The organism is Rothia sp. HMSC064D08 (assembly GCF_001809525.1).
In the GTDB taxonomy this organism is placed as follows: Bacteria; Actinomycetota; Actinomycetes; order Actinomycetales; family Micrococcaceae; genus Rothia; species Rothia dentocariosa.
The window spans coordinates 44,337-67,783 of sequence record NZ_KV797895.1; the positions used below are offsets into that span (position 1 = coordinate 44,337).

A 23,447-nucleotide genomic window follows, 5' to 3' on the forward strand; every position below is an offset into this window, starting at 1 on the left:
CATTCCGACCGTGTGAGCTATGCACGGTGTAAACGGTGCATGCGTCCCGCCTGCGGGGAATGCCAAATTAATCTGGATGTCGGGATGATCTGTCCTGACTGCTACCGAGAGCTATATGGACGCCAATATCAGGCGCGCGCACCGCGCAGGTTCGTTCCCTACGTAACTTACACCCTGATCGGGATTAACGTAGTGGTATATCTGCTTCAGCTCATCATCCCGCAGTACTGGGTGTATTCCATGTTTGCCCTGAAATGGGACTACACCGAATTTACGGGGGAGTACTATCGTGTGCTGACCAGTGGTTTCTTGCACTCACAGAACGATTACTCACATATTGTGATGAATATGCTCTCCCTCTATATCTTTGGTATTGCCCTTGAACAGATGATGGGATGGTGGCGGTACCTGCTCGTATATCTGCTCTCCATCGTAGGCGGTTCTTTTGGCGTGCTTCTTCTGGATGATCCAACGGCGGAGGTTGTGGGCGCATCCGGCGGTATTTTCGGGCTGATCGGTGCCTACCTGGTGATTATGGTGGTTCTGCGCGAACGGGATAATATACGGGCCCTCATGATTATGATCGCTGTGAACGTTGCCTTTGGCTTCCTCGTTCCCGGGATTTCCTGGCAGGCTCACGCGGGCGGTTTTGTGATCGGTGCTCTTGCTACGGCTGCGCTTTTAGCACCTCAGATTATTCAGCGAACACGAAGTATCCAAAGGTAACGCTCGAAAAACCTGTGGATAACTAATTTTCGGTGGGCCGCAGCATCCCAATTTTCCCCGTGGGGACAGGGTGGGATACGGTGGTCCACCGATTGCTTTAAAACACAGAAAAACACCTGTATTTTTTGATTATCCACATGAGTTTTCCACACTGTGAATAACTACAGTGATGTAATTTCACATTTGTTAGTACCCCGTAAATACCTGTGGATAGAAGGCTTTATCATCTCGAAATTACAGGCATGTAAGGTTTTCCCCATGTTTATCCCCACCTGTGGAAAACTTAAAACCCAGGATGTGTAATTACAAAAAACGGGTGCAGCTCGATCAACGAACTGCACCCAGAGGAACGCTTGTACGGACTAGTTCGCCTGCGCCTCAGCCTGAGCAATGTCATCGGGGCTAAGCGTGACGCCCGTATACAGCCGGAATTGTTCAGCCGCCTGCAGAGCAATCACCTCGCCGCCCGTGATAACCTCACGACCGGCAGTGCGAGCGGCACGAATCAGCGGGGTTTCCACAGGCATCGCCACAACATCGAATACCACCGACGCCGCCTCGATCGTGGGTTGCGGGTACGCCAGCTGCTCGCTCTCGGCACCGCCAGACATACCGATCGGGGTAACATTCACAATCACTGGAGCGGTAAGATCGCCGGGTTCAGGCGCCCACGCATACCCGTACCTGTGTGCGAGCGCCGTGCCTGCATCCTCATTACGAGCGATAATAGTGCCCGCCCGGAACCCAGCATCGTAGAAGGCACCCGCAACGGCCGCCGCCATGCCGCCTGAACCGCGCAGAAGAAACGGCAGCTTAGGATCAACAGTATGCGATTTCAGCAAGGAAGCTACTGCAATCACGTCGGTATTGTAGGCGTGCAGGTACCCGTCCGTATTGACGATAGTATTGACCGCCCCAATGACCTGCGCCGAATGATCGACCTCGTCCATGAGCGGAATAACCGCCTGTTTGAAGGGCATAGAAACGGAACATCCGCGAATACCCAGGGCGCGCACACCCGCGATAGCACCCTCAATATCCGTGGTAGTCATCGCCTTATACAGGTAATCAAGGCCGTGTTTCTCGTACAGATAATTGTGGAACTTGATGCCGTGGTTTGACGGTCGTCCAGACAGGGAAATGCAAAGGGTCGTATCACGGTTCAGTGGTGGACGCGGCATAGGGGAGTCCTTCGGTGGTTTAGGAAAGAGTGTTGCGAATGAGAGTTGCGGCTTTTTCGCGGGTTTGTCGGTCAGCCACCACGAAATGCATATCGCCGGTATCGAGCGTGGGAACAACCGCGTTGCCGTCGTTGAGGCTCTTCACATGGGCCTCCGCCTGAGGATCCTCCCAAATATTAACCCAGGTTGCGTGATTACCCAGATCGCCTAACGACGAATCGAGGCGCTCGCAGAAGGGGCATCCAGGGCGCCAATAGATGACGACTCCGCCGTCTTCCTGAACTTTGCGTGCGTCTTCTTGGGTTGCTTGCTGACGTTCGAGCATTTTGATCTCCAAAGGTATAACACAATAGGGAACCCGCCGCGGTTACTGTGACCCATCGGGGTAAAGCAACAGACTGCATGCGGGCTGTCTAACACTACAAAAACAGAGCGTTTGAGACAATAATTCCAGCATAGGCGAAAGAATCATGAATCTGCTGGTAAAGGCCTTCGAATACAGAAAAATTCCCCGCATCATGAAAATGAATGCGGGGAATTCTTGAAGACTAGAGTCTTACTTACCGAACTTATCGGTAATCTTCTGGACGTTCTCATTGACGACCTCTTCGGCCTTCGAGGTGTGCTCGTCGTTGACGACTTCCTTACCTGCCTTGTCGTTAACGAGGTTCTTTGCCTTGTCGATGCCCTGCTCGACGATGTTCTTCGGATCGAAACCCATAAGACTCTCCTTTATTTTGGGTGACTGGTTGAAACACAGTGTAGAGGTTGTACAGAGTATAAACAACCCTCGAAATATCATGACATGAGTTAGGGTGAAATTTATCTAAAGTTCTCCGAGAGCCAATCACAATCCGCAGGAAAACCGGTAACCATTGGCAGAAAACGAGGCTCGGCGTACCCGTGTTCGGCGTATGCTTGGGCGATCGCCTGAGCTGTTTCCTCAAGTCGGGATGTTTTAACAAGAGCCATCACGGCGCCGCCGAAACCGCCTCCAACGATGCGCGCCCCTAAGGCCCCGTGTGCCAGGCAGGCTTCAACCGCAGCGTCGATCTCTGGGCGGGAAACGCGAAGCTCGTCGCGCATCGAAATAAAGGACTCGGTAAAGATGCGCCCGGCCTCTTCAAAAGCCCGATACCCCAGCTCATCCGCATGTTTGAGCAGGTAGCTGGCGCGCCCCACCAGCGTCATATCGTGAAACGCATGGCGGACCCAACCGCGCGGGAAAGTTGCCGGACCCTCACGTTCTTCCAACGCTGTTAGAGAACGATTAACCGAAGAATCTACCAGTTCCAAACGCCACTCTTTAGCCTCGCGCTCATCGTGGTGTGCACACGTAAGATCTTCGGGAAGAGCATCACGCAGATAGGTGAGACCAAGAGCTTGCACACACGATTCAGAGGCGGCACGCCGGGCGGCAAAACCATTATGTGCCAGCGCGTGCGGGGTATTCGTATCAACAACAAGAAAACTTAGCCCGTGCTTCTGCAGGTTCAGATGAATAGGGTCTATCGAAAAATCACGGAAATCGACGACCAAAGCTTGACCTGGCTTTGACCGCAGCGACGCTGTCTGATCGAGCCCGCCGGTATGGGCACCCGCAACTTTATTCTCTGCGGTGATGCATACCTGCGCTAAGCGAGCCCGGAGTGCATCGTTATCGGGGGAGCGGTCGGAAGGAACCGCATCGGTATCCGGGCAACCGGGGCGCAGCGGGCAGGAAAGGTCAAGAAGCGCCAGTGCTGTGGAGCATTCTAAAGCGGCGGACGAAGAAAGCCCCCCTCCCACGGGAACCCGCGAGTTAATGAGCAAATCAGCCCCGAACTGGCCGGGAAGCATAATATCGCGGCCACCCTCATGATTCATCGCCCACGCAACACCGGCAACATAGGTGAACCAGCCCTTAATGTGCCCGGGTTGAATATCCCGAATCACGATTGTGCGCTCGTCTCCGGGCATCTGCAGAGAGGATGCGCGCAGCACCCCGTCTCGGCGCAGCGACCCCGCAATGTAGGTACGGTAGGGTAGCGGCATGGGCATGCACGAACCACCCAGAAAGTCGATGTATTCACCCAAGAGGTTCAAACGACCGGGAGCGGACCATACCCCATCAGGCTCTTTACCGTAGGTCTGTCGAAACGCTTGGCGTACCCGCTGAATTTCATCCTGATGCTCGGGCAGAGAAACCCACTGCGGGATTGCGGTGGTCGTCATAGAACTCCATTCAGGCAATGCGATAAAACGGTACTCTTCAACATACCATCTGCACGCCTGCGTACCGGGGCACGACTGCACAACGGCAGCAGCCCCGGCTGATGCATATGCATCTGTATGCGGGAATTATTTGGAGAGCATGAGCCCATCGATCGCGGTGGAAATATCAGCCGTATATGCTTCACACACCGGCTTAGGAATTTCCTGCAGGGGATTCTCTTCAGCTTCCGCAGTCAGCGAAGTCAATACAGGAATAGCCTGTGCCTCTTCCACCAGGCTCAAGGCAAGGTGAATGAGCATGCGGGCGCGGCGCAGCGCCTCCCCAGGCTCAAACCCCATATTTTGAGCGTCATAGGCAATGGCCGCCACGGGCTTGAGCCGCTCAGGATTAGTTGCCAATGCCAGGCGAATAACTTCAGGAAATTCTGGAATGGAATAAATAGTCTCGAAAAGAACCTGTCCGCGCACGATCAAGGACTCTTTCACTGCCTCTGGATCCTTAGAATCCGCGGGCATAAGAAGCTCCTTTGGAGCTTTCTTATCCAAGATATAGTTCGCAAGAAGCACCAAAAGGTGCTGTTTATTCTTGACATGGTAATAGAGGGCGCCGGGAGCAACTTGAAGTTCAGCTGCCAAACGGCGCATCGACAAATCCGCTAAACCATTGGTTACCAGAAGATCAAATGCTGTGTCTAAAATTTTTGCTTGAGAAAGTACCACACGTCTATTTTACGGGTGAAATCTCTCTGCTGTCATGAAAAACACCTATAAATTCTCGTAAAGAGTATGAAGAAGTAATTGTATTTATGTAGAAAACTATAGAAATTGCTAGTGGCATAACTGTAAAAATTGAGGCTTACGTAGGTGTTTAATAAATGGTATGAGTAACGCATATTCCGAACTTGTGGCACGCATTAGCGGGGGAGAAGGATTGACCCGCGATGAAGCGCAGTCGCTTCTGAGCACTGAAGACGGTCAAGATTTTGCGCTTATTGAAGCAGCATCTGCACTTCGCCGCCAAGAATTTCGCAATGTAATAGCAATTCATACTGAAGATGAGGAATTAGCTGAAGCATTAGGTACACGTTCAATTTCTATTGATTCTTATGAAATTTTAGATATAAGCCAAGATATTGATTCTCATGAACTCGCTGACCGGATGGTGGCTTTAGGAGCTGGGAAATCTACCGGCATTACCGTAAAACTACCTCAGCAGGCGATTCCGATGACGCTGATGCGCATCCTCTCTGTCTTGCGGCTTGCTGCCCCCGATAAGGTTATTCACCTTCCCGAAGGCTACGAAGACTCACTGCGTTCGCTGGCATCTCTGGCCATGCATATTGTGAGTGCTATTACCATTACCGATGATATTGAGCGTTGGCCGCTCGTCAATGAAACCCTCAAAGCACTGCGTCACGGCGGGATCGTGATCGCCGGTTCGGGCAGTCGCGATGCGCTCGCTGGGTACCTGGCGTATCTTTCGGATCTCGGCGTTGATTTGATGGGTCACCGTGAGGCACGCGGCTCAGCCTGCGGTTCCGTTGATGGCGGCGGATGCTGCGGCGGACACGAAAGCGAGCCTGCCGCATCCTCGGGCGGATGCGGCTGTGGCTCGGGCGGCTGCGGATCCGATTCCGTCTCGACGGATCAGCACGCGCATTCCGAAGGTGGATGCCGCGGTGGGCATGATTCAGCTCAGCCGGTTGAGACTCCGAAACCCGCTGCCTCCGGTGGGTGCGGATGCGGTTCCGGTGGCTGTGGGTCGGCATAGTATCTAGCTTCCCTCATGCAACATAATTGCCCCTTCACCAAGATCGCAGAGGTTAATTTTGGTAAAGGGGTTCCCTGTTTTTGCGGGGCAAAAACGATATATTCCAAAATTGGAATAGTATTACCTTACGGTTATTCGTCTTGTAGGTGAACATTACCCGAACTCTCCTGCGAGAAGGGCTGTTACCTGTGACTCTCCGGTAAAGTTGAGTATGAGTGTATCTAAAAATACAAGGGGTTGATACGAGAGACAATGCTCTACTTATCCGTTATAGTTCTGATTCTACTTGCAACAGTCATTATGGTGAGCGTTGGTGATCGCCTTAATCTTCCCTGGCCCGTGATGATGACCATCCTGGGTGTTGGAGCGCTGCTGCTACCTCCCGATCGACCCCATATTGAAATCGACAGCGATATTATTCTGCCGATCTTCCTGCCGCCGCTGCTGTGGGCCATCGGTGTGAAATTCTCCTGGGGTACACTCCGGCGCCGCTGGAAGTCCGTTCTCCTATATTCGGTACTGCTCACCACGGCATCTGCGCTTGCCGTTGCCGGTGTTGCCCTGTGGTGGGTTCCCGGAATGACGGTCGCTGTCGCCCTGGCGCTCGGTGCCGCAGTTTCACCCCCTGACCCCGTTGCTGTTGAGGCCGTCGCCGAGCCGGTCGGTATTCCACGACGTCTGATTGGCACGCTTCAGACTGAGGGTAGTTTCAACGATGCTATATCGATTGTGCTCTTTCATGCTGCTATTCATGCGATGGAGGAACACCACGCCATTGAACCACTCGAAGTTATGAGGGACTTCGCTTTAGGCTCGGTTCTGGCGGTTATTATCGGTTTTGCGTTTGGCTGGATCGGTGGTTATGTGCGTCTGCGCGCACACGATGTGGTGACGAGAAATGCCGTAACTCTTGTGATTCCCTTCGCTGCCTACCTGGTGGCAGAAAATATTCACGCATCCGGCGTTATTGCCGTGGTGATCGCCGCAATTCAATTCACCAGCACTAAGTATTTGGTGGCCTTAGAAGCGGAGGATCGTCTAACAACCTCATCTTTCTGGCAGATTATTGAATTGCTTATGACCGGTATTGCTTTCGGGCTGATCGGTCTGCAGGCGAGCGAAATTATCTATAAAGCCAACTCAGAGCGTATTGCCGGTCTCTTCGTCGATGGTGCCGTTATTGCTGTGGTCGCGATGATAATTCGTCTTGTGTGGTTCACAGTCATCTGGCTGATTGGTAAGGCTGCCCGCCCGGTGCATGAAGGTGCTCCCGAATCCTTCGCCGAGGTTATCGTGATGACCTGGTCGGGGATGCGCGGCCTAGTGACCCTGATTCTTGCGCTCTCTATTCCCATGATCGACGGTATGGAACAGGTGCGTGAAGACGCTATCGTGATGATGATTTCGATTCTGTTCTTTACCCTTGTGGTGCCCGGGCTGACCCTGCCGTTTGTGGTGAGGATCCTGAAGGTGCAGGTGAACCATGAGGAAGATACCGCCGTTCCCGAACTGCTCAAACTGGCTCAGAATGCGGCTTTGGAAGCCCTGCAGGAAGAAGCAAAGGCAACGGTTGATCCAGAGACCTACGCCCGCGTGAAGGATATGTACACCGCTATTACTCGCCGTGATGAGATTATCGAGAGCCTGCCCGAGGAATATAAACCCCATATCGAAAAGCTCAAGGATAAGCGAAGCGACTATATTCGCCTGCGTGATGCGGCGCTGATGGCGGCACAGCGTGCGGTAATTTCAGCTCAGGATCGTTACGATTCCCACGATGTTTCCCGAGTAATTCGTAAGTTGGATATTCTGGTTCAGGCTGAGAATGTGCGCACAAATAATAACTTTATTCTGCCTTCGTTGCCCGCCGGAAGCGTAGCTCTTGAAAGGTATAACATGCTCCGCAGTCATCTGGGAACTTCGACTATTCCCATCGTGAAGGATGCCCCTTCTTCGCCATATGTTTCTAATGCCATATTTGATGAACAACGTTAAGCTATGATTTTCACACCGTGAACCTGGGAAAATTAAGGAAATTCACGGTATGAAATGCTTTGAGACCTCATATCATCTAAAATTGGATTAAGAGGAATTTTACGCCGTTCAAACGCATAATGTGTACGAATATTTTATGCGTTTCTTCATAATTGAAAAGCTGTGAAAACCCATGAATTCTAAAAAACTTTCGCCCGCCTATCTCACCTCCCTACTTCTTATCGTGGTCGGTGCCTTGCTGATTAGCCTCTCACAGACATGGCTGCTGTGGCTCGGATGGATTCTAGTTCTTGCCGCGCTGGGATTGAACGTTCTTGCACACATGGTCACTATTTCCAAGGCTCAAGGAGAGCCTACGCCCGCTTTAGTGACAAGCTTAAGTGAGATGGAAAATAACCTTGTGGGCGCTATGCGCGATAAAAATGCGGAGCGTCATGACAGTCCTGAGGGTGATGACGGGGCTTATGATGGTGAAGAAGAAAACTCCGCATCGGATGAAGCCGCGCAGTCTTCGACCCGCGAGTCTGACGCCGGTAAACTTGGAGTTCTTCCCTCAAAACCCAACGGTTCACGAGGCTCTCACCCACGCTCAAACGTTCGCTAAAGGTCTGCTATGAACACAAAATTCCTTCTCTCACCCGCATATCTATGCTCGGCGGCACTGCTGATAGTAGGTGCTGTACTCAGTGGAGGAAGGTTTATGCTGATCGGCTGGATTTTCTTTATTGTTGGTCTTTTCCTGAACGCTTTGGTGTTAGTTGTCTTGGTTAACCGCGATCAACTGACGCATCTTGGCGCTCAGCTCAAACGTCCCGATGAATCAGAACTAGAGATCGGCGAACCGGTGGTGCAGCGTCTTGATGAAGAAGTTGCCGAACCGGCTGTGGATATGGATGCAGAACCTCTGCCAGAGGATCTTCCTGATGCTCCAGAGGTTGTGGAGAATGGGGTAAAAGATGCTGCTTCTGTCGAAGAGCGTAAGCCCTTCAAGAGATGAGCGTGGTGTATATTCGCCCTCACAGAAGACCTGATAGTAAGGGGAGATTCGGTGCACTTTTGTACTGAATCTCCCCTATATTTTCTTATGTCAATTATGGAATATTGCCATGTCAGCAGGTATATATTCCAAAATAAGAATATAGGGGTGGGCGGGTTTTGATAGTCCGCCCACCCTTATATCTAACCGCACGCGAGATAATCGTTACCCGTTGTGAGCATCCTGAAGAAGCTGCTCAAACGGGGTGACTGTAAGGCGATGCGGATCATCGCCTGAACCGGCATTGATAACTGCGGCACCCTTGGCAATGCCAAAGAGAATGAACCGCTATTGGCACCCGATGCTTCATCATAGTCATCAGTCCCAACCAGGGCACCATCAGTCTGTGCACTGGTAACCGCCACAGCTGTGGGATAACCCCCAGAAGACTCGGAGGTGGCAGATACCTGAACTCCATGAAGCTTGACCAAGAGACCTGCAAACTCCTGGACCGAAGCCTGGATGCGCTTCGGCAAAGTATTGTCCGTTCCGAAATCATCAGTCGCCGCAAAGAGTCCGCTCGGAATAACGATGCCCTTCATATACGCCAGAAGCGGGCGAAGAGAGGTTTCCAAGGCCAGCGAATGCCGAGCCGTACCACCGGTTGCCGCCGGAAGAATCACCTTGCCTGCCAGCGCCCCTTCCTCGACGGTATCCCAGAAGGACTTAAAAAGGCCCGAATAGCTCGCCTTGAAGATCGGGGTAGCCGTGATAACACCGTGCGCCCGTGCAAGCGTGGCATGAGCCTGATCAAGTGCCGGGGTTGGAATGCCGGTGAGGAAATACTGCATAATAGCATTTCCCAGCTCACGTAACTCGATACGCTCCACCTGTATCTGCACATCGGCGGCAGCGTTAAGCTGGCGTCGCGTTTCCGCCGTGATCTGATCCGCTAACAGGGCGGTGCTCGACGGGTTAGAGAGTCCAGCGCTCACCACGGCAATCGTGAGAGTCTTCGTCATCATGCTCCTCCTAACAATCGCCCGTAATTACGCAGCCCGCTGGGCTTGCTGAGCACGCGTACCGCCGGGAATGGGTTCTTCACCGCGTTCCTTACGGTCGATCAGCGAGGCGTGGGTGGGTGCCTCCGGCACGTGGGCGGGTTTCAGTGCTGCAAACTCTTTGCGCAGTACCGGCACAACCTCTTCACCCAACAGATCCAGCTGTTCCAGCACGGTCTTTAATTCCAGACCCGCATGGTCGATCAGGAACATCTGACGCTGGTAGTCCCCCGCATAATCGCGGAAGCTCAGGGTCTTCTCAATAACCTCCTGTGGCGAACCCACGGTCAGCGGGGTCTGCTCCATGAAGTCCTCCATCGACGGACCGCCGCCGTAGACCGGGGCGTTATCAAAGAAGGGGCGGAACTCGCGGCGCGCATCCTGCGAATTCTTGCGCATAAAGATCTGCCCACCCAGACCTACGATAGCCTGATCGGCACTGCCGTGACCGTAATATTCGTAGCGTTCGCGGTACAGCTCAATCATGCGCTGCGTGTGTTCCTTAGGCCAGAAGATATTGTTGTGGAAGAAGCCGTCGCCGTAGTATGCCGCCTGCTCCGCAATTTCGGGAGTACGGATGCTGCCGTGCCATACGAACGGGGCAACACCGTTGAGCGGGCGCGGGGTTGAGGTAAATCCGTTGAGCGGCGTGCGGAAGCGCCCCGACCAATTCACACGCTCTTCGCGCCAGAGCTTATGTAACAGAGCATAGTTCTCGATAGCGAGGTTTACGCCCTCGCGAATATCCTTGCCGAACCAGGGATAGACGGGTCCGGTGTTGCCGCGGCCGAGCATCAGATCGGTGCGACCATCGGCAAGATGTTGCAGGGTTCCGTAATCCTCGGCGATGCGCACCGGATCGGTAGTTGTAATCAGCGTGGTCGAGGTGGAAAGAATGATATTCTTCGTCTGCGCCGCGATATACGCGAGCGTGGTTGTGGGGGAGGAGGCGATGAACGGCGGGTTGTGGTGCTGCCCGACGGCGAACACATCCAGACCGACTTCTTCTGCCTTCTTGGCGATTTCGACGATGTTCTTCTGACGTTCGTATTCGCTGACGGTCTTGCCCGTAACCGGGTTGGTCGTGATATCGCCAACGCTAAAGATACCGAATTGCATGATTTTTGTCCTTTCTTAACGTTACATTCTTCGTGTACGGCACTCACTCTACTCTTAGATAGTTGCCTTGTAAAGTATATGTAAAATAGCGTGTCTGTCACTTATATAAATACTAGTCAGAGCTTTTTAGGTGTGTTGTGATGGTGTATTGTGTGAGGGATTTTTGAGAGTTCTAGAAGGTGACGTCGCGGGGTAAGCCGCGCGACTCTGCATCGTAAAGTGCGCCAAGGGTATGTACAGCAGGTGCGGCGAGGTGTATATGTTTTGTCCTCTGCTCGCTGGGATATCCATCGAGATCTTCGCGCGGCGTGGCTTTCGCTGGACCCCAAAAAGAGTGCGGGGGAGAGACTGTGGGATTCTCCCCAATTTATTGTTGCTTCTGCCTCTGCGGCCGAAGTATATGGGGTAGGCGACTTCTATACACAGCAGTATGAGTTTTATTCACGGGAACGTAAGCAGATCTCTTTCGAGGATATTCATCTGTCGCGTCGCCAAGATATGTCTGCTGAAGCCACTATTGTTGAAGGTCTTCCCTTGGTTCCTCCAACCCGACTGATCTGTGATTTCTTGCGGGAAGGCCGCGATCTTGAGAAGGTTTCACTCGTTCTGCAGGAACTTATTCAGAAAGAGCATGAGGTTCACTGGTCTGATGTTGTGGATGCAGTGCACAAGTACTCTTACAGGGTTTACTCGGCGTCCGCACCCTGGATTATGGGTGAGCTTCTCAAAACCAGGATTGAAACACGTGTTTCTGCGCATCCGGCTTTGGATTCATACCTAGAATCTGGCGAAAAAATTATGCCGGTTGAAGGTCATGGGCATATTGGTAATCCCGATATCATCTATCCCTCAGATCGAGTTGAAATATCCCGGAAAATTTATAAAAACACGACTATGAAAGAAGAATCTTGGCACGAACATACCTTCAGGCACGCACCTCAGTGAAAGATGGTAAAGGAAGATATTCTGATATTGCACCCGCTCGACGGGACGCGGAATTTAGGTAGATCATATTGCAGATAAAGTAACTGCAACTATGCAGGTATATCCAGGGGTAGGACATTGCGGTTCTCGGAGCACACGTATTAAAGATCTTGTTGATATTCCAGTACTTGCGCAGCAGTCTCTCGGGATACGTGCGGTAGATCTGTACAAAGCACTGGAAGCTAAAAGGCTAGAAAATAACCTTGACCCATATTGTCAGGGGTTAATTTTCCCTGAGAACTGGAATGATACAGGAATACAGGAAACTTATCGCAAAATCAGTAGATGAACCTCAAATGTTCCCAGAGTCGTATTCTCAAGCTCAAAATTTTGCCCAAAATTTCTTGGATCAGGTGATGAAGGGAGAACTTAAAGAAGAAGTCCGGAATGGGGAAGCATGGGTTTAGGTTAGGTACGTTGCTGCATTTATTACATATATGTAATAAATGCAGCAATGTACTCGGCAGGGGTGATCAAAACACCCCTGGGTGTACTACTCAGCAGGCAGAATCGCCGCAAAAGGCTCTTTCCTCCATGTGAAAGAGCCTTTCTTCCGCGTAAAACGGGGAGCGGGGCAGCGGATTAAAGCCGGGATGATGCGTAGTCGGCGTACTCCTGTACACGCTTGCGCGCATCCTTCGTCAGCGCCTTATTCTCCCTCAGGATGTGCCCGGCATTTTCCGCCATAAACTCTAAATACTGCTTATCGCGGGTTTTGTGCCAGGCCGTGCGCGCCGCATCCAGCTGCACAAAATCGCGGGAAATCTGCCGCTGCATGGTGTAACGCACCCACATGAGCACCAGCACCACTCCCAGCGGGATCAGGCACAACCAAATATTCCACAGGGCATAAATACCTATCGCCAACGCGGCGAGCGCCAGTTGAATCGGGGCGATGGAAACAATATCGCTTCTACGCTCGCGCTGATTCTTCACCAAAGACTCACGGGCGGCCTGCCGAAAAGCATCGCCAAAGCTCTCGGGATTGCGTCCCTTATTTGTTGAAGACATTCGCCATCTACCCCGCTTTAACAATCTATAAACGTTGTTTTTGCAAAAAGTTTCACGTGAAACGCAGAATCTATGCACCCAACGAAGAGTCAATAAATTTCCACGCATGATCCACCGAAACCTCGGTGCGCGCTTTCACATCATCCGGGGAATAGCTGAACGACGCCGCATGATCCGCCCACTCGTGCATGGGTACATCGTTCCAGGAATCCCCAATCGTATAGGTTTCATACTCGGCAGGCTTCAAATACTCTGCCAGCCATGCCAGCCCGGTAGCCTTCGTGCACCGCGGAGGCACAATATCCAGAAAATCCTGATTCTTGTGACAATCCACTGAACCACCGAACTCCTCAAGAATCCAGCGGTAGGCGCGCTCACGAGCATCGTCTTCAGGAATCCATAGGGGAACACCCACATAATCTTGGGTATCAACCTCGGACTCTGCCAGTGGCAGGAACTCAGGCAGAATATTAGTCGAAGACCCCACATTATCCGCCAGACGGTAGTCATGGGTTAAAGTCGTGGCAAAAAGCGCGACTCCAGGTTCTTCTTTGAACCGTTCATAGCAGGCGCGCACCACCGACACCGGCAGAGTTTGTGCGTGGAGGATGTTGTACTCGGCATCGGTCACAACCGCGCCGGTGTACAGAACGTTGTAATCGAAGGTTACGCCGGTTTTATCGAGGGCAAGTTTCGTGGCGAAAATACTTTTCCCCGTCGCACACACCGCAAGATTCCCGGCCTGCTGCCAACGGTGAATAGCCTGTACATTCGCGGGATCGATGGCCCGGTCAAAAAGCAGGGTTCCATCCAAGTCGAATGCCATCAGTTTTTTCATGGGATTCCTCAGGTCTGTGTGGTGGCTAAAAATCACGGGATGCGCGCCCGGTACCAGTCTACCGGAGCGCGCATCCCGCGAGGTTATCAAACGGTCACCCAGACCTAGGAGGGAAGTGACAGGAACCCGAGGTAGGAACCTGCAATACCTACGGCAAAGAGACCGAAAATAATCCAAATGGCGTTAACCCTCTTGCGCAGAAGCCACATGCACAGGAAACACAGGGCCAGTGCGGCAAGCCCGGGCAGCAGCTGATCCATCATCGACTGCACGGTGACCTCAACGTTCTTACCGTTTTGTTCGTATTCCGTGAGCTTGAGCGGAATGTTGATGGTTGTCCACCGGTACACGAGCGACCCCATCACGAACAGACCCATCACCGAGGCGCCCTGCGTGATCTTCTGCAGGGTGTTGCCGCCCGCCTCGCCCACGATTTGGGTACCTTTTTCGTACCCATATTTGAAGCCGTACCAGCGAGTGGCCCACCGAATCACGGTCATGCCGAAGAAGAAAATCAGTGGTCCCAGAATATTGCCCGCAATAGCGAAGGATGCGCCCACCGCCGCCAGCACGATGCGCGCGGTACCCCAGTAAATCGGGTCTCCCACGCCTGCGAGCGGTCCCATCAGACCAACCTTCACGTTGGTGATGGCGGCATCGTCAATACCTTCTTTACCGGCTGCCTTTTCGCGCTCCATAGCGGCAGTCACACCCATAATAGAGGACGCGACCCAGGGTTGGGTGTTGAAGAACTCCAGGTGACGGGTGAGTGCTTCCGCCTGATCTTCCTTCTTGGTATAGAAACGTTTAATCGCGGGTATCATCGACACCGCAAAACCAATGGCTTGCATACGCTCGAAGTTGAATGAGCCGAGCAGGAAGGTGGAACGGATGTACGTATCAATCTTGTCGCGCTTGGTGAGGTCGGGAACCTCTGCGGTTACTTTTTCTTGAGTGTTCTCAGTCATGATTCGCTCCTACTCAAGCTCGTTATCGAGGTCGTCGGCTGGGCGTGCGGCTGCCGGTGCCGCCTCACTCTTATGGAAGATTGGATTCAGCTGGGTATACAGCAGTCCCAGGCATGCTCCGACAATACCGATCGCGACTAGGTTCAGCTGTGCGGGGTCTGCCAGGGTTGCGGCGAGGTTGCCGATAGCATCATGGTTGCCGCCGCTGAGCGTGATTTCCTGGGACGCCGGAATAGCGGCTGCCGCGATGAATCCGAGGAAGAAGAACGGCATGAGGGCGCGGGACTTCATCATGTTAATGACCATGGCGAAACCGACCACCGTAATCATGCCGCCAGCGATGCGCAGGCCGTTCGTCACTTCAGCAGGAATAGCCTGCAGCCAGTTCTGCAGGGTTTCGGAGTTAATAAGGGCAACCACGGCGGTTGGGACAGCCACACGCAAACCTTGCAGAACCATACCGCTAATATGCATGAGCTCAATACCCCGGAAATTCGCCGTTTGGGCGAACCGGTCGGCTTGATGCTGGAAGAAGACGGTAATAGTTCGCACGAAAATGGTGAGCACCTGCCCGGCTGCGGCAATCGGAATAGCAACGGCGATGCCCTGCGCTTTATCAAGGTGACCGTGAATAACGACGACCGTTGCGATACATGATGCGAGCGCCGCATCGGGTGCCATCGCCGCGCCGACGTTCATCCACCCGAGGGCAATAAGTTCGAGCATACCGCCCAAGATAATGCCAGTGGTAGGGTCGCCGAGGGCGAAACCCATGAGGGTACATGCCACCAGGGGACGGTGGAACTGGCGTTCGTCCACCACGGATGCGACACCCGCAATGAACGCCACCACAATGACGAGAATAAATGCGAGGGGACTCATGAATCGAGGCCTTTCTCTTTCAAAATTTTTGCCAGATCGACGGGGTTGTGGTTGGGAAGCTGCTGTACGTACAGCTTGACGCCGCGTTTGAGAAGCTCACGGTATGCGTCGAGGTCTTCCTCAGATGCGTAAACTGCCTCAGAAAGCTGCGTCATACCGGTTTTGTAGGTTACGCCGCCGACATTGACCTCTGGAATTTCGACGCCTTCGTCTATTAGACGCACCACATCGACTGGGGATTCAAGCACAAACATGGTTTTCATACCGGTGTACTTGGGGTTGTTGTACACGCGCCCCGCTTTAGCAATATCGAGCACATTGGTTTTGACTCCGGCGGGCGCCACCTGCAGCAGCAGGGTCTTGCGGAGGTTGTCGTGGGCGGCTGCATCCGATGCGGCAATAAAGGTTTGCGGTGCCACATAAGGAACCCAGGTGCCCGCGACCTGCCCGTGAATAAGGCGGGAGTCGATGCGCGTAAAAATAGCATCCATATGCCCGCCTTCAACCTGCTGTTCTGCGGGTATTTCCGGTGCCGTCGGTGTTTCGGCGGATTTTGCCTCTTGAGAAGGCTTTTCTTCCTGTACCGGCTGGTTGGCTTCTTGGAAGGAACGAATACCCTTCACGCCCGCCTTATGGGCTTTGGCAACTAGGCTCTTGAGGGTTGCATTTTTGCGACCGGCGCCGCTGATAACTTCGATGAGCATCGGCACGTTGACGCCTGCAACAACATCAATATTTTCGTGTTCTGCTGCGAATCGAGCGCCCGCATTGTAGGGGCTGCCGCCGAAGAGGTCGACGAGAATAAGGGTTTCTTCGGATCCTGTTTCCGCAACGATGCGCGTGTACTCTTCGATCAAATCTTCCGGACCCTGTCCGGGAAGAAATGTCACCGGATACACGTTATCGAGGTTTCCGAGGATCATGCTGGCGGTCTTTAAGAGCGCGGGTGCTGATTCCCCGTGTGCCGCCACGATGATAGTGACCATGATGGTCCTCTCGTTACTACAGAATGTGTGTTGTTTCCGTATTTAAGGGTCTAAACCCTTTGAGAATATCACGGTCGGTAACGGTTTTAAATATGGAGAAAAATATAGGAAAAAATGCTTCTACACGAGAACCGCTCGGCACATAAATATAGTATATGTGACCTAAACTATGTCGTTCTTAAGGGCATGATCTAGAGGGTGGAGAGTGTGAAAGGTTATCAGTGGGACAGAGGTAAAAAGCTGTTATTTGCTGTATTTTGATGCACTAATAGCGTATATTCTTATATTCCAATATAGGAATATATTGAGTTTTGGAAGGGCTTGTCGGGGGGGGTAAGATGCATTCTGACTAAAAATTCTTGTGATTGTGAATAAAACATTAAAAATTCTGCGTTATTTACGATCAAGAGAATTTTTATTGCACGGAGGTGATGAGTTTAAATTTTAAGAACCCCACATCTCTTGGGCGAGGCGGTCAATATGAATCGTCAAATATGTGAGCTCATCCTGGCGTAACGGCTGATTGAGCTGCATCTCTAATAGGAGAAGAACCTTTTGTGCGCATGCGAAGGCTTGGGGCGCATCCGCCCGAAGCGCCGCCAAAACACCAGGCTGAGTGATATGTCGCTGTTGTTTATTGTTCTCTCGATCGGCACGTACGAAGAGATAGCGCAGATGGGTGATAAACCGCGCCGCCGACATGGAATTTGTATCTATCGGCTTGCCATATGTCGCTCCGATAACATCAAAAACCTGCGCAAAAACCTCAGTCATGCGGAAAGCCCGCGACATATCGGCCGTTGCAAACTGGGCATTGACGAGATGTAACGCCAAAGGAATCGCTTCCTGCGGATCTAGGGTGAGATGCAAACGCTCATGTACCAGATCAAGTGCCTGGCGCCCGAACTCAACTTCACGCGGATACAGCAGCGTTACCTCGGGTGCGAGAGGATAATCAACCTGCAGTCCTTCGCGAGCGCGCGCAACAGCATAGTGCAGGTGGTCTGCGAAAGGAATGATGAAGGAATTCGCGATTTTAATATCGGGGGTATTGCGAACCTTCGTTTCAAGTTCGGAGGCAATGGCAAGAATTTCCGGGGGAATCTCGGAGAGCGACCAACTGAGCCGTTCGGCGGAAATATCATGTTCGGGAATGAACGTCTGCTCGACCTTACTCGGATCGACCAGATCGCCCTTGCGTTTACCAAAGGCGAGTCCGCGCCCGATAACTACCGCCTCTTGCCCGTAAGAGTCACGGGTGAGGGCGACATTATTGTTATAGATGCGGCTGATGCGCATGCATCCCTCCTTCCGTGTGGGCGGTATCGAATGCTTTCTCAAGATTTTACAGCCCTTGCGTGTTGTTTACCGTGAGAAAGCGAATCTATGCGCTCTAGGCTTGCCGCCTTTTACCTCGATAAACATAAAATACGATGCAGTCCTTCTAAAATATGAAGTATATGTTCTGCATTTTATGGAGAGATGCCGATAGAATGAATAAGTCGGTGCTATAAACACCGTGCAATAATCACTGTTGAAAGAGACTTCTATGCATAACCCTCGTCGTCTAGCGATGCCGCTTTCCGCCGCCCTCGCAGCGGTGCTCGCCCTGAGCGCCTGCTCCTCCTCAGTGAGCAGTGTGGCACCTTCGTCTTCCGCCGCCAGCCCGTCGAGTGCGAGCGCGTCTGCTTCGGAAACCGCATCGCCCAGCGCCTCAGCTTCCAGCAGCACCAGCGCCTCGGCTTCGGCAAGTTCGAGCGCTACCTCAAAAGCCTTGACCGATGATAATAAGGCCGGTAAGCCGCGGCCGACCTCGACATACGGAGACCCCTACCCTGGAGCGACAGTGCATGAGGACGGTTCATGGGAGTATAAGAGCGAGAGCTATACCATGACCACCAAAGCTGACGGCACCTGGGAATGGACTAATAATAAAGGTGATAAAGCTAATCTGAATGCCGACGGCACCTGGGAAAGCTTTGACGCACAACGGAATGAGCGGGTTCACGTAAACCCGGATGGCAGCTGGATTCGAGTACGCGAAAGCGGCGATACGGATCTGACTAAAGGCGCTAGGGGTATGGAGGTTAAGGCCGATGGAACGTGGCGCAGCGTAGATTCGTACTCTACCCTTTACGGAACTGCCGACGGCAAGGTCTACCAAGAGAAACCAGGTCAGGAGAAGCGCGAAGTTGGGAAAGAGCTTACCCCTACGACGGTTCCTGTAAACCCGATTGCATATGCTGAAGGCGGCGTAGGTGGCAACAGCGTTGTTCCTCTCAAACCGCGTACCCCGCTTAAACCAGGGGAGAAGGCTCAGTAACCCCGAACTTCTCTCTGTAGATTACAGTGGCGCATCCAGATTTTACGGCTGGATGCGCCACCTTTTTGTGTCTAAAACGCCCTTCTGCCTGGAGCTTTGCTGGAAGAAATATGGGAACGTACTCTATATTCGCTGAGTGTTGGAAGAAAGCGTGGGGTGTTAGCGGTATCGAGTCTATCTAAGAACCATAGACTGAAACTAAAGGTATTTTTAAACACCGCATAGACTACATAGCCGTAAGGAAACTTCCGATGAAGAATGATAATCACACTCGCGTATTTGGTCCCCTATCTGCCGGATGTGTTCTCATGCTGGCACTCAGTGCTTGCTCGACCTCTGTACAAGGAATCGGTTCGGGAGATTCTAATCATGGCGGTTCCGGCGCATCCTCATCAGCTTCTGCAACGTCGCATGAGAAACAGATCGTGGGGCTTACCGACGATAATAAGGCCGGTACATCGCGCCCGCGCGCTGAACAGGAGCCTTTGGATTCAACGAAGAATGTAAAGCTCAAGGATGACGGTTCGTGGACTGTCGAAGAAGATAACAATGGACGCACGGAATCGGTTTCGGTTAACGCCGATGGCACATTCCAGGTGAAGAATAAAAATTCGGAAGATTCTACGGAAGAATTTACCCTCAACGCCGATGGGTCCTGGGAGAAAATCGAAAAAGGTTCTTCCAGCGAACAAAAAACTCACGTTAATGCTGACGGCACGTGGACCATCGAGAAAAAATATGGGAGTGAGGGGTCCCCAGAAAAAGCTGAGATGCGTTCCGACGGCAGCTGGGAATCTACCGAAAGGGCGAACGCGGTTATAACGGGAAAACCTGACGGTACGGCAATCAAAAAGAACACGAAGTTGGGGGAGGAGAAACCTCTTAACCCGCTAGAGTGGAAGATGGTCACAACCCCGAAAGATCATGATGAAGGCTCGATCGCCGATACCTATAAACTTGATGAGATCGTCCCTGAAAACGGTGTTATTCCGCTCAAGCCTCGTAAGTCTCTGCCCTTGGGAATGCCTGTTAAAGAGGCTGTTCCTGGAACCGATGAGTATAAGCATGCTACCGCCGAACTTGAGGGCATACTCCTGACGGATGAGAACAAAGCGGGCAAACCCCGACCACGTTCAGAGAGGAAAATCGATGATGATGCTATCGTCAGCCCGAATGGGGCATGGACTTGGCTGAGTAAAGGTTCAGCCATACGTGTTTCTGAAGACGGTACGTGGGATCAGAAGGACTCCGCAGAAACTGGCCGTGAAGGAAGTTCGCAGTTGTTCGCGGATGGTTCCTGGGAATCTAAAATAAAAATGGGCGATGGAGAAAACTTTGTTCACGTGAACCCCGATGGTAGTTGGACTTCAAAGGATTCCTTCCGAACGGTAGAGGTAAAAGCTGACGGGACGTGGCGCACCCAAACTGAGTACGACACCAAGTACAGCACCCCGGACGGTAAAGTCTTTCGGGAGAGTTCGGGTCGGAAGACCGAACTCTCTTCGGGAGGACATGAAGTAAGCCATATTCAAGTTCCCCGTGAACCGAGCCTCTCCTATTTAGAGGACGGCCCCGGCGGCGGAGGCGTTATTCCGTTGAAACCGCGTAAACCTCTTCAACCCGGTCAGCAAGCTGTGTCTTAAGGAAATTTTCGATGAAAAACACTAAGTTCACCCGCATCGTCGTTCCCCTTTCCACTGGATGCGCCCTCATGCTCGCGCTCAGCGCCTGTATGACTGTGGAACGAGCCAACCCGGGTAAATCTGAGGGATCTTCCCCTGTCTCCTCTATATCTTCCTCTGCATCATCTTCTGCCTCACCCGAGTCTTCTTCCGCTTCCCCCACGACGAACCCAACAGAGGAGAAACAGAAGAATGAAGAACAGAGTCATGAGAAACAGATTGTGGGTCTTACTGACGATAATAAGGCTGGTAAACCCCGCCCGCGCGCTGAACAGAAGTCTCAGAGCTCGTTAGGAAAGAATGTAAAACTCAAGGACGACGGTTCGTGGACTGTTGAAGAAGGCAGCGGTCAGGATAAATTATCAGTTGTAGTTAATGTCGATGGTACATTCCATGTGAAGCGTGGAACGGGGTCTGACATATATCACGAAATGACGATTAACGCAGATGGATCTTGGGAGAGGATTGAAAAAGTTTCTTCTTCACAGACAAAAACTCGCGTTAATGCTGATGGCACGTGGAGTGTCGAGCGTAAGAGCGATTCATCTTCCCCAGAAAACGTTGAGGCACATGCCGATGGCACATGGAAGTCTAGCGGATACTCGAATAATAAGGTCATCACGGGAAACCCTGACGGTACAGCCGTGGAAAAGAATACAGAAACCGGGGAGGAAAAATCTATCACACATGGGGCGCAGAGTGGGGTTACAACTCCTAGGGAATACATGAATAGTATGTACGATATGGGGTTATATATTCCTCAAAATGGTGTTATTCCCCTGAAACCGCGTACGGCTCTGCCTTTGGGAATGCCTGTTAAAGAGGCTGTTCCTGGAACCGATGAGTATAAGCATGCTACCGCCGAACTTGAGGGCATACTCCTGACGGATGAGAATAAAGCGGGCAAGCCCCGACCACGTTCAGAAAAAGACCCCTTCTTCGGTATGGCTAAGGTCAATCCGGATGGTTCGTGGAGCTGGGAATCGCGCGATGGTGACACGACAATACATGTTGCAGCAGACGGCACGTGGACGCAGAAAGATTCTGATAACTCCGGTAATTATGACAGAACTACTGTGTTGTATGCTGACGGCTCATGGGAAATCAAAAATAATACACGCAGCGACGGGGAAGATATTATTCACGTAAACCCTGACGGAAGTTGGCAGAGAAAAGACCGGGACCGAACAGAAGAAGTAAAATCTGATGGCACCTGGCGTACTCAAAGCGCCTATGAAACTGTATACAGCACCCCGGACGGCAAAGTATATCGGGAATCGTCATCACGTAAGAGCGAGGTATCTTCGGTAGATAAAGAACGGTATATTTACGTTCCTCCTCAACCAGATTTACTGATTGGTGGAGGTGATGGTCCCGGCGGGGGAGGGGTCATTCCGCTGACCCCGCGTCAGCCTCTGCAGCCCGGTCAGCAGGCTGTGTCTTAACGGAAAATGTTTGTGAAGAAGGTAGAGGGTGGCGCATCCAGATTTTACGGCTGGATGCGCCACCCTTGTTGTGCGCATCATCAAGGACTCGGAGTTAAATAATATTTGCCTGAGAGTTAAATAATGATTCTGCACCCTTCCAAAAAATTCCCCGGAATATAAGGGTAAAAATGGGTATGGGGTTAAATAATGGTTTGCGGGCTGTTAAATAATGAGCGCTAGAAGGTGTTCGTAGAAGGGTATCTGCGTCTGGTTCCTATGACCAGCAGAAGCGTGTCTTCGGTGGCGAAGACCTGAGGCGGGGTATATTTGATTCTGTAACTTCCCTCATAGTCACCGATAAGGACTTTTAATGCGTAGACTTTCTGTATTTTCTTTGGGCACTGCTCTGGTTTTTGCCCTGGGTGCGTGTTCATCAGGAACCGCATCTTCATCCAATAATTCCTCGCCCCAAAGCTCGCATGCTGCGGCATCATCCTCCGGCTCGAACACCTCGTCTGCTGGGCAGCAGATTGAAGTATCTGAACTCTTGGAGCACCCGGAAAAGGCGCGGGGCCTTGATTTTATGCGGGACGTTAAGTTTCCAATCACCTGCCCGAGCCACGAATCCGGTAAAAACCCAGACCTTGAAGCACTCAAGAAAAAGGGCATCAGCGAAAAAGAGATAGCACTGACTGACGATAACAAAGCAGGTAAGCCCCGCCCCAGATCCACCGAATCCGTGGACAGCAAAGATAAGAAATGGACCACTATCAACGAATCCGATGGGTCATGGATCTACGATAAGCGCGGCGATGAACACGGGGAAGTCAAAGCTGATGGAACCTGGACCATGAAAACAAAGAGCCATAGCGCAGAACTGCATGCTGACGGTTCCTGGCAGGAAATCACCGAAGCTAATTACGGGTATGGAACCCGACAAGAAACATACGTTAACGCGGACGGCACCTATCGGTATATTAAAGACCGGGAAGTAAAAGTCATGACCTGCTCTAACGGCTCATGGATTGAAATATTTCCCCAAGAGATACGGGTGGGCGACCGGGATAAAGAAATACTCACCGAGATCACTGATCGAGGAGAGATTCGGGATGAAGATTTCTCGGATGCCCAAACAGCCACGCCATCCCGCGTTAACGGATATGGCTCTCCCGGAGGCGGCGGTGTTGTGCCACTTCAGGCTCGTACAGTAGTCCCAAGCGGTATTCGCCTCTAAATAATTCATCATAATGTGGGTGACGTGGATTAATGCGCGTCACCCACTTTTTGTGGACATCCTTGTACT

At 52.1% G+C, this 23,447-nt stretch carries 23 protein-coding genes; 10 read left to right on the forward strand and 13 right to left on the reverse strand.

The features are described from left to right. The first annotated feature begins 84 nt into the window (after positions 1 to 84). Complete coding sequence (locus HMPREF2625_RS02355) at positions 85 to 726, forward strand: rhomboid family intramembrane serine protease (protein WP_246826074.1); 642 nt, start codon at positions 85 to 87, stop codon at positions 724 to 726. A gap of 362 nt (positions 727 to 1,088) precedes the next feature. Here the strand turns inward: HMPREF2625_RS02355 and HMPREF2625_RS02360 are convergent, their stop codons facing one another. The 5 genes from HMPREF2625_RS02360 to HMPREF2625_RS11150 form a co-directional block, all read right to left on the reverse strand. After that, complete coding sequence (locus HMPREF2625_RS02360; protein WP_070521346.1) at positions 1,089 to 1,907, reverse strand: shikimate 5-dehydrogenase; 819 nt, start codon at positions 1,905 to 1,907, stop codon at positions 1,089 to 1,091. 19 nt (positions 1,908 to 1,926) lie between these two features. Then, on the reverse strand, positions 1,927 to 2,232 hold the full coding sequence (locus HMPREF2625_RS02365; RefSeq protein ID WP_013398139.1) for a glutaredoxin domain-containing protein: 306 nt from the start codon (positions 2,230 to 2,232) through the stop codon (positions 1,927 to 1,929). A gap of 231 nt (positions 2,233 to 2,463) precedes the next feature. Beyond that, positions 2,464 to 2,628, reverse strand: a complete 165-nt coding sequence (locus tag HMPREF2625_RS02370) for a hypothetical protein (RefSeq protein WP_004005912.1) — start codon at positions 2,626 to 2,628, stop codon at positions 2,464 to 2,466. A gap of 101 nt (positions 2,629 to 2,729) precedes the next feature. Continuing rightward, the gene (locus HMPREF2625_RS02375) at positions 2,730 to 4,121 is read right to left on the reverse strand and encodes a galactokinase (protein WP_070521351.1); all 1,392 of its coding nucleotides are present in this window, start codon (positions 4,119 to 4,121) and stop codon (positions 2,730 to 2,732) included. Between the two features lie 126 nt (positions 4,122 to 4,247). Continuing rightward, positions 4,248 to 4,841: a TetR/AcrR family transcriptional regulator gene (locus HMPREF2625_RS11150; protein ID WP_037231446.1), complete on the reverse strand. Its 594-nt coding sequence runs from the start codon at positions 4,839 to 4,841 to the stop codon at positions 4,248 to 4,250. Positions 4,842 to 5,001: 160 nt separating this feature from the next. Here HMPREF2625_RS11150 and HMPREF2625_RS02385 point away from each other — a divergent pair, with 160 nt between their 5' ends. The 4 genes from HMPREF2625_RS02385 to HMPREF2625_RS02400 all read left to right on the forward strand — a co-directional run bounded on the left by HMPREF2625_RS02385 (position 5,002) and on the right by HMPREF2625_RS02400 (position 8,884). Beyond that, the gene (locus HMPREF2625_RS02385; protein WP_070521354.1) at positions 5,002 to 5,892 is read left to right on the forward strand and encodes a biotin synthase; all 891 of its coding nucleotides are present in this window, start codon (positions 5,002 to 5,004) and stop codon (positions 5,890 to 5,892) included. Between the two features lie 252 nt (positions 5,893 to 6,144). After that, positions 6,145 to 7,887 carry a cation:proton antiporter gene (locus tag HMPREF2625_RS02390; RefSeq protein WP_070521358.1) on the forward strand — a complete coding sequence of 581 codons (1,743 nt, stop codon included), beginning with the start codon at positions 6,145 to 6,147 and terminating at the stop codon, positions 7,885 to 7,887. A gap of 172 nt (positions 7,888 to 8,059) precedes the next feature. Next, positions 8,060 to 8,491, forward strand: a complete 432-nt coding sequence (locus tag HMPREF2625_RS02395; protein ID WP_004005908.1) for a hypothetical protein — start codon at positions 8,060 to 8,062, stop codon at positions 8,489 to 8,491. A 9-nt stretch (positions 8,492 to 8,500) separates the two neighbouring features. Beyond that, entirely contained in the window at positions 8,501 to 8,884 is a 384-nt protein-coding gene (locus HMPREF2625_RS02400) for a hypothetical protein (protein WP_070521361.1), read from the forward strand. Between the two features lie 182 nt (positions 8,885 to 9,066). On the opposite strand, the gene HMPREF2625_RS02405 is transcribed toward HMPREF2625_RS02400, so the two are convergent. Further along, positions 9,067 to 9,888 carry a CE1759 family FMN reductase gene (locus tag HMPREF2625_RS02405; RefSeq protein WP_083295594.1) on the reverse strand — a complete coding sequence of 274 codons (822 nt, stop codon included), beginning with the start codon at positions 9,886 to 9,888 and terminating at the stop codon, positions 9,067 to 9,069. A gap of 24 nt (positions 9,889 to 9,912) precedes the next feature. Then, the gene (locus HMPREF2625_RS02410; protein WP_070521368.1) at positions 9,913 to 11,043 is read right to left on the reverse strand and encodes an LLM class flavin-dependent oxidoreductase; all 1,131 of its coding nucleotides are present in this window, start codon (positions 11,041 to 11,043) and stop codon (positions 9,913 to 9,915) included. A 264-nt stretch (positions 11,044 to 11,307) separates the two neighbouring features. Between HMPREF2625_RS02410 and HMPREF2625_RS02415 the strand changes: the two genes are divergently transcribed. Continuing rightward, positions 11,308 to 11,988: a hypothetical protein gene (locus HMPREF2625_RS02415; RefSeq protein ID WP_070521371.1), complete on the forward strand. Its 681-nt coding sequence runs from the start codon at positions 11,308 to 11,310 to the stop codon at positions 11,986 to 11,988. A gap of 621 nt (positions 11,989 to 12,609) precedes the next feature. On the opposite strand, the gene HMPREF2625_RS02420 is transcribed toward HMPREF2625_RS02415, so the two are convergent. From HMPREF2625_RS02420 to HMPREF2625_RS02445, 6 genes are all read right to left on the reverse strand, one after another. Further along, positions 12,610 to 13,038: a hypothetical protein gene (locus tag HMPREF2625_RS02420; RefSeq protein WP_070521374.1), complete on the reverse strand. Its 429-nt coding sequence runs from the start codon at positions 13,036 to 13,038 to the stop codon at positions 12,610 to 12,612. Positions 13,039 to 13,108: 70 nt separating this feature from the next. Further along, a complete protein-coding gene (locus HMPREF2625_RS02425; protein WP_070521377.1) occupies positions 13,109 to 13,876 on the reverse strand; it encodes an HAD family hydrolase in 768 nt (255 codons plus the stop codon). Positions 13,877 to 13,980: 104 nt separating this feature from the next. Further along, on the reverse strand, positions 13,981 to 14,844 hold the full coding sequence (locus HMPREF2625_RS02430; protein WP_070521379.1) for a PTS system mannose/fructose/sorbose family transporter subunit IID: 864 nt from the start codon (positions 14,842 to 14,844) through the stop codon (positions 13,981 to 13,983). A gap of 9 nt (positions 14,845 to 14,853) precedes the next feature. Continuing rightward, positions 14,854 to 15,726, reverse strand: coding sequence for a PTS mannose/fructose/sorbose transporter subunit IIC (locus tag HMPREF2625_RS02435; protein ID WP_070449374.1), 873 nt, complete (start codon positions 15,724 to 15,726; stop codon positions 14,854 to 14,856). Beyond that, positions 15,723 to 16,712 carry a mannose/fructose/sorbose PTS transporter subunit IIA gene (locus HMPREF2625_RS02440; RefSeq protein WP_070521384.1) on the reverse strand — a complete coding sequence of 330 codons (990 nt, stop codon included), beginning with the start codon at positions 16,710 to 16,712 and terminating at the stop codon, positions 15,723 to 15,725. The genes HMPREF2625_RS02435 and HMPREF2625_RS02440 overlap by 4 nt, the downstream gene beginning before the upstream one ends. Before the next feature lie 444 nt (positions 16,713 to 17,156). Continuing rightward, on the reverse strand, positions 17,157 to 18,011 hold the full coding sequence (locus HMPREF2625_RS02445; RefSeq protein ID WP_070521387.1) for a PRD domain-containing protein: 855 nt from the start codon (positions 18,009 to 18,011) through the stop codon (positions 17,157 to 17,159). A 250-nt stretch (positions 18,012 to 18,261) separates the two neighbouring features. Between HMPREF2625_RS02445 and HMPREF2625_RS02450 the strand changes: the two genes are divergently transcribed. The 4 genes from HMPREF2625_RS02450 (at position 18,262) to HMPREF2625_RS02465 (ending at position 23,378) form a co-directional block, all read left to right on the forward strand. Next, positions 18,262 to 19,035 (forward strand): hypothetical protein, encoded by a 774-nt coding sequence (locus HMPREF2625_RS02450; protein ID WP_070521390.1) that lies wholly within the window; start codon positions 18,262 to 18,264, stop codon positions 19,033 to 19,035. 251 nt (positions 19,036 to 19,286) lie between these two features. Next, positions 19,287 to 20,678, forward strand: a complete 1,392-nt coding sequence (locus HMPREF2625_RS02455; protein ID WP_070521393.1) for a hypothetical protein — start codon at positions 19,287 to 19,289, stop codon at positions 20,676 to 20,678. An 11-nt stretch (positions 20,679 to 20,689) separates the two neighbouring features. Then, positions 20,690 to 22,162, forward strand: a complete 1,473-nt coding sequence (locus HMPREF2625_RS02460) for a hypothetical protein (RefSeq protein WP_070521396.1) — start codon at positions 20,690 to 20,692, stop codon at positions 22,160 to 22,162. 352 nt (positions 22,163 to 22,514) lie between these two features. Beyond that, positions 22,515 to 23,378, forward strand: coding sequence for a hypothetical protein (locus tag HMPREF2625_RS02465; RefSeq protein WP_070521399.1), 864 nt, complete (start codon positions 22,515 to 22,517; stop codon positions 23,376 to 23,378). Positions 23,379 to 23,447: the final 69 nt, after the last annotated feature.

What these genes read in the sequence shown, in the direction of transcription:
- HMPREF2625_RS02355 (WP_246826074.1), top strand. Translation starts at nt 85, where the DNA reads ATGATCTGTCCTGACTGCTACCGAGAGCTATATGGACGCCAATATCAG.
- HMPREF2625_RS02360 (WP_070521346.1), bottom strand. Translation starts at nt 1,907, where the DNA reads ATGCCGCGTCCACCACTGAACCGTGATACGACCCTTTGCATTTCCCTG.
- HMPREF2625_RS02365 (WP_013398139.1), bottom strand. Translation starts at nt 2,232, where the DNA reads ATGCTCGAACGTCAGCAAGCAACCCAAGAAGACGCACGCAAAGTTCAG.
- HMPREF2625_RS02370 (WP_004005912.1), bottom strand. Translation starts at nt 2,628, where the DNA reads ATGGGTTTCGATCCGAAGAACATCGTCGAGCAGGGCATCGACAAGGCA.
- HMPREF2625_RS02375 (WP_070521351.1), bottom strand. Translation starts at nt 4,121, where the DNA reads ATGACGACCACCGCAATCCCGCAGTGGGTTTCTCTGCCCGAGCATCAG.
- HMPREF2625_RS02385 (WP_070521354.1), top strand. Translation starts at nt 5,002, where the DNA reads ATGAGTAACGCATATTCCGAACTTGTGGCACGCATTAGCGGGGGAGAA.
- HMPREF2625_RS02390 (WP_070521358.1), top strand. Translation starts at nt 6,145, where the DNA reads ATGCTCTACTTATCCGTTATAGTTCTGATTCTACTTGCAACAGTCATT.
- HMPREF2625_RS02395 (WP_004005908.1), top strand. Translation starts at nt 8,060, where the DNA reads ATGAATTCTAAAAAACTTTCGCCCGCCTATCTCACCTCCCTACTTCTT.
- HMPREF2625_RS02400 (WP_070521361.1), top strand. Translation starts at nt 8,501, where the DNA reads ATGAACACAAAATTCCTTCTCTCACCCGCATATCTATGCTCGGCGGCA.
- HMPREF2625_RS02405 (WP_083295594.1), bottom strand. Translation starts at nt 9,888, where the DNA reads ATGATGACGAAGACTCTCACGATTGCCGTGGTGAGCGCTGGACTCTCT.
- HMPREF2625_RS02410 (WP_070521368.1), bottom strand. Translation starts at nt 11,043, where the DNA reads ATGCAATTCGGTATCTTTAGCGTTGGCGATATCACGACCAACCCGGTT.
- HMPREF2625_RS02420 (WP_070521374.1), bottom strand. Translation starts at nt 13,038, where the DNA reads ATGTCTTCAACAAATAAGGGACGCAATCCCGAGAGCTTTGGCGATGCT.
- HMPREF2625_RS02425 (WP_070521377.1), bottom strand. Translation starts at nt 13,876, where the DNA reads ATGAAAAAACTGATGGCATTCGACTTGGATGGAACCCTGCTTTTTGAC.
- HMPREF2625_RS02430 (WP_070521379.1), bottom strand. Translation starts at nt 14,844, where the DNA reads ATGACTGAGAACACTCAAGAAAAAGTAACCGCAGAGGTTCCCGACCTC.
- HMPREF2625_RS02435 (WP_070449374.1), bottom strand. Translation starts at nt 15,726, where the DNA reads ATGAGTCCCCTCGCATTTATTCTCGTCATTGTGGTGGCGTTCATTGCG.
- HMPREF2625_RS02440 (WP_070521384.1), bottom strand. Translation starts at nt 16,712, where the DNA reads ATGGTCACTATCATCGTGGCGGCACACGGGGAATCAGCACCCGCGCTC.
- HMPREF2625_RS02445 (WP_070521387.1), bottom strand. Translation starts at nt 18,011, where the DNA reads ATGCGCATCAGCCGCATCTATAACAATAATGTCGCCCTCACCCGTGAC.
- HMPREF2625_RS02450 (WP_070521390.1), top strand. Translation starts at nt 18,262, where the DNA reads ATGCATAACCCTCGTCGTCTAGCGATGCCGCTTTCCGCCGCCCTCGCA.
- HMPREF2625_RS02455 (WP_070521393.1), top strand. Translation starts at nt 19,287, where the DNA reads ATGAAGAATGATAATCACACTCGCGTATTTGGTCCCCTATCTGCCGGA.
- HMPREF2625_RS02460 (WP_070521396.1), top strand. Translation starts at nt 20,690, where the DNA reads ATGAAAAACACTAAGTTCACCCGCATCGTCGTTCCCCTTTCCACTGGA.
- HMPREF2625_RS02465 (WP_070521399.1), top strand. Translation starts at nt 22,515, where the DNA reads ATGCGTAGACTTTCTGTATTTTCTTTGGGCACTGCTCTGGTTTTTGCC.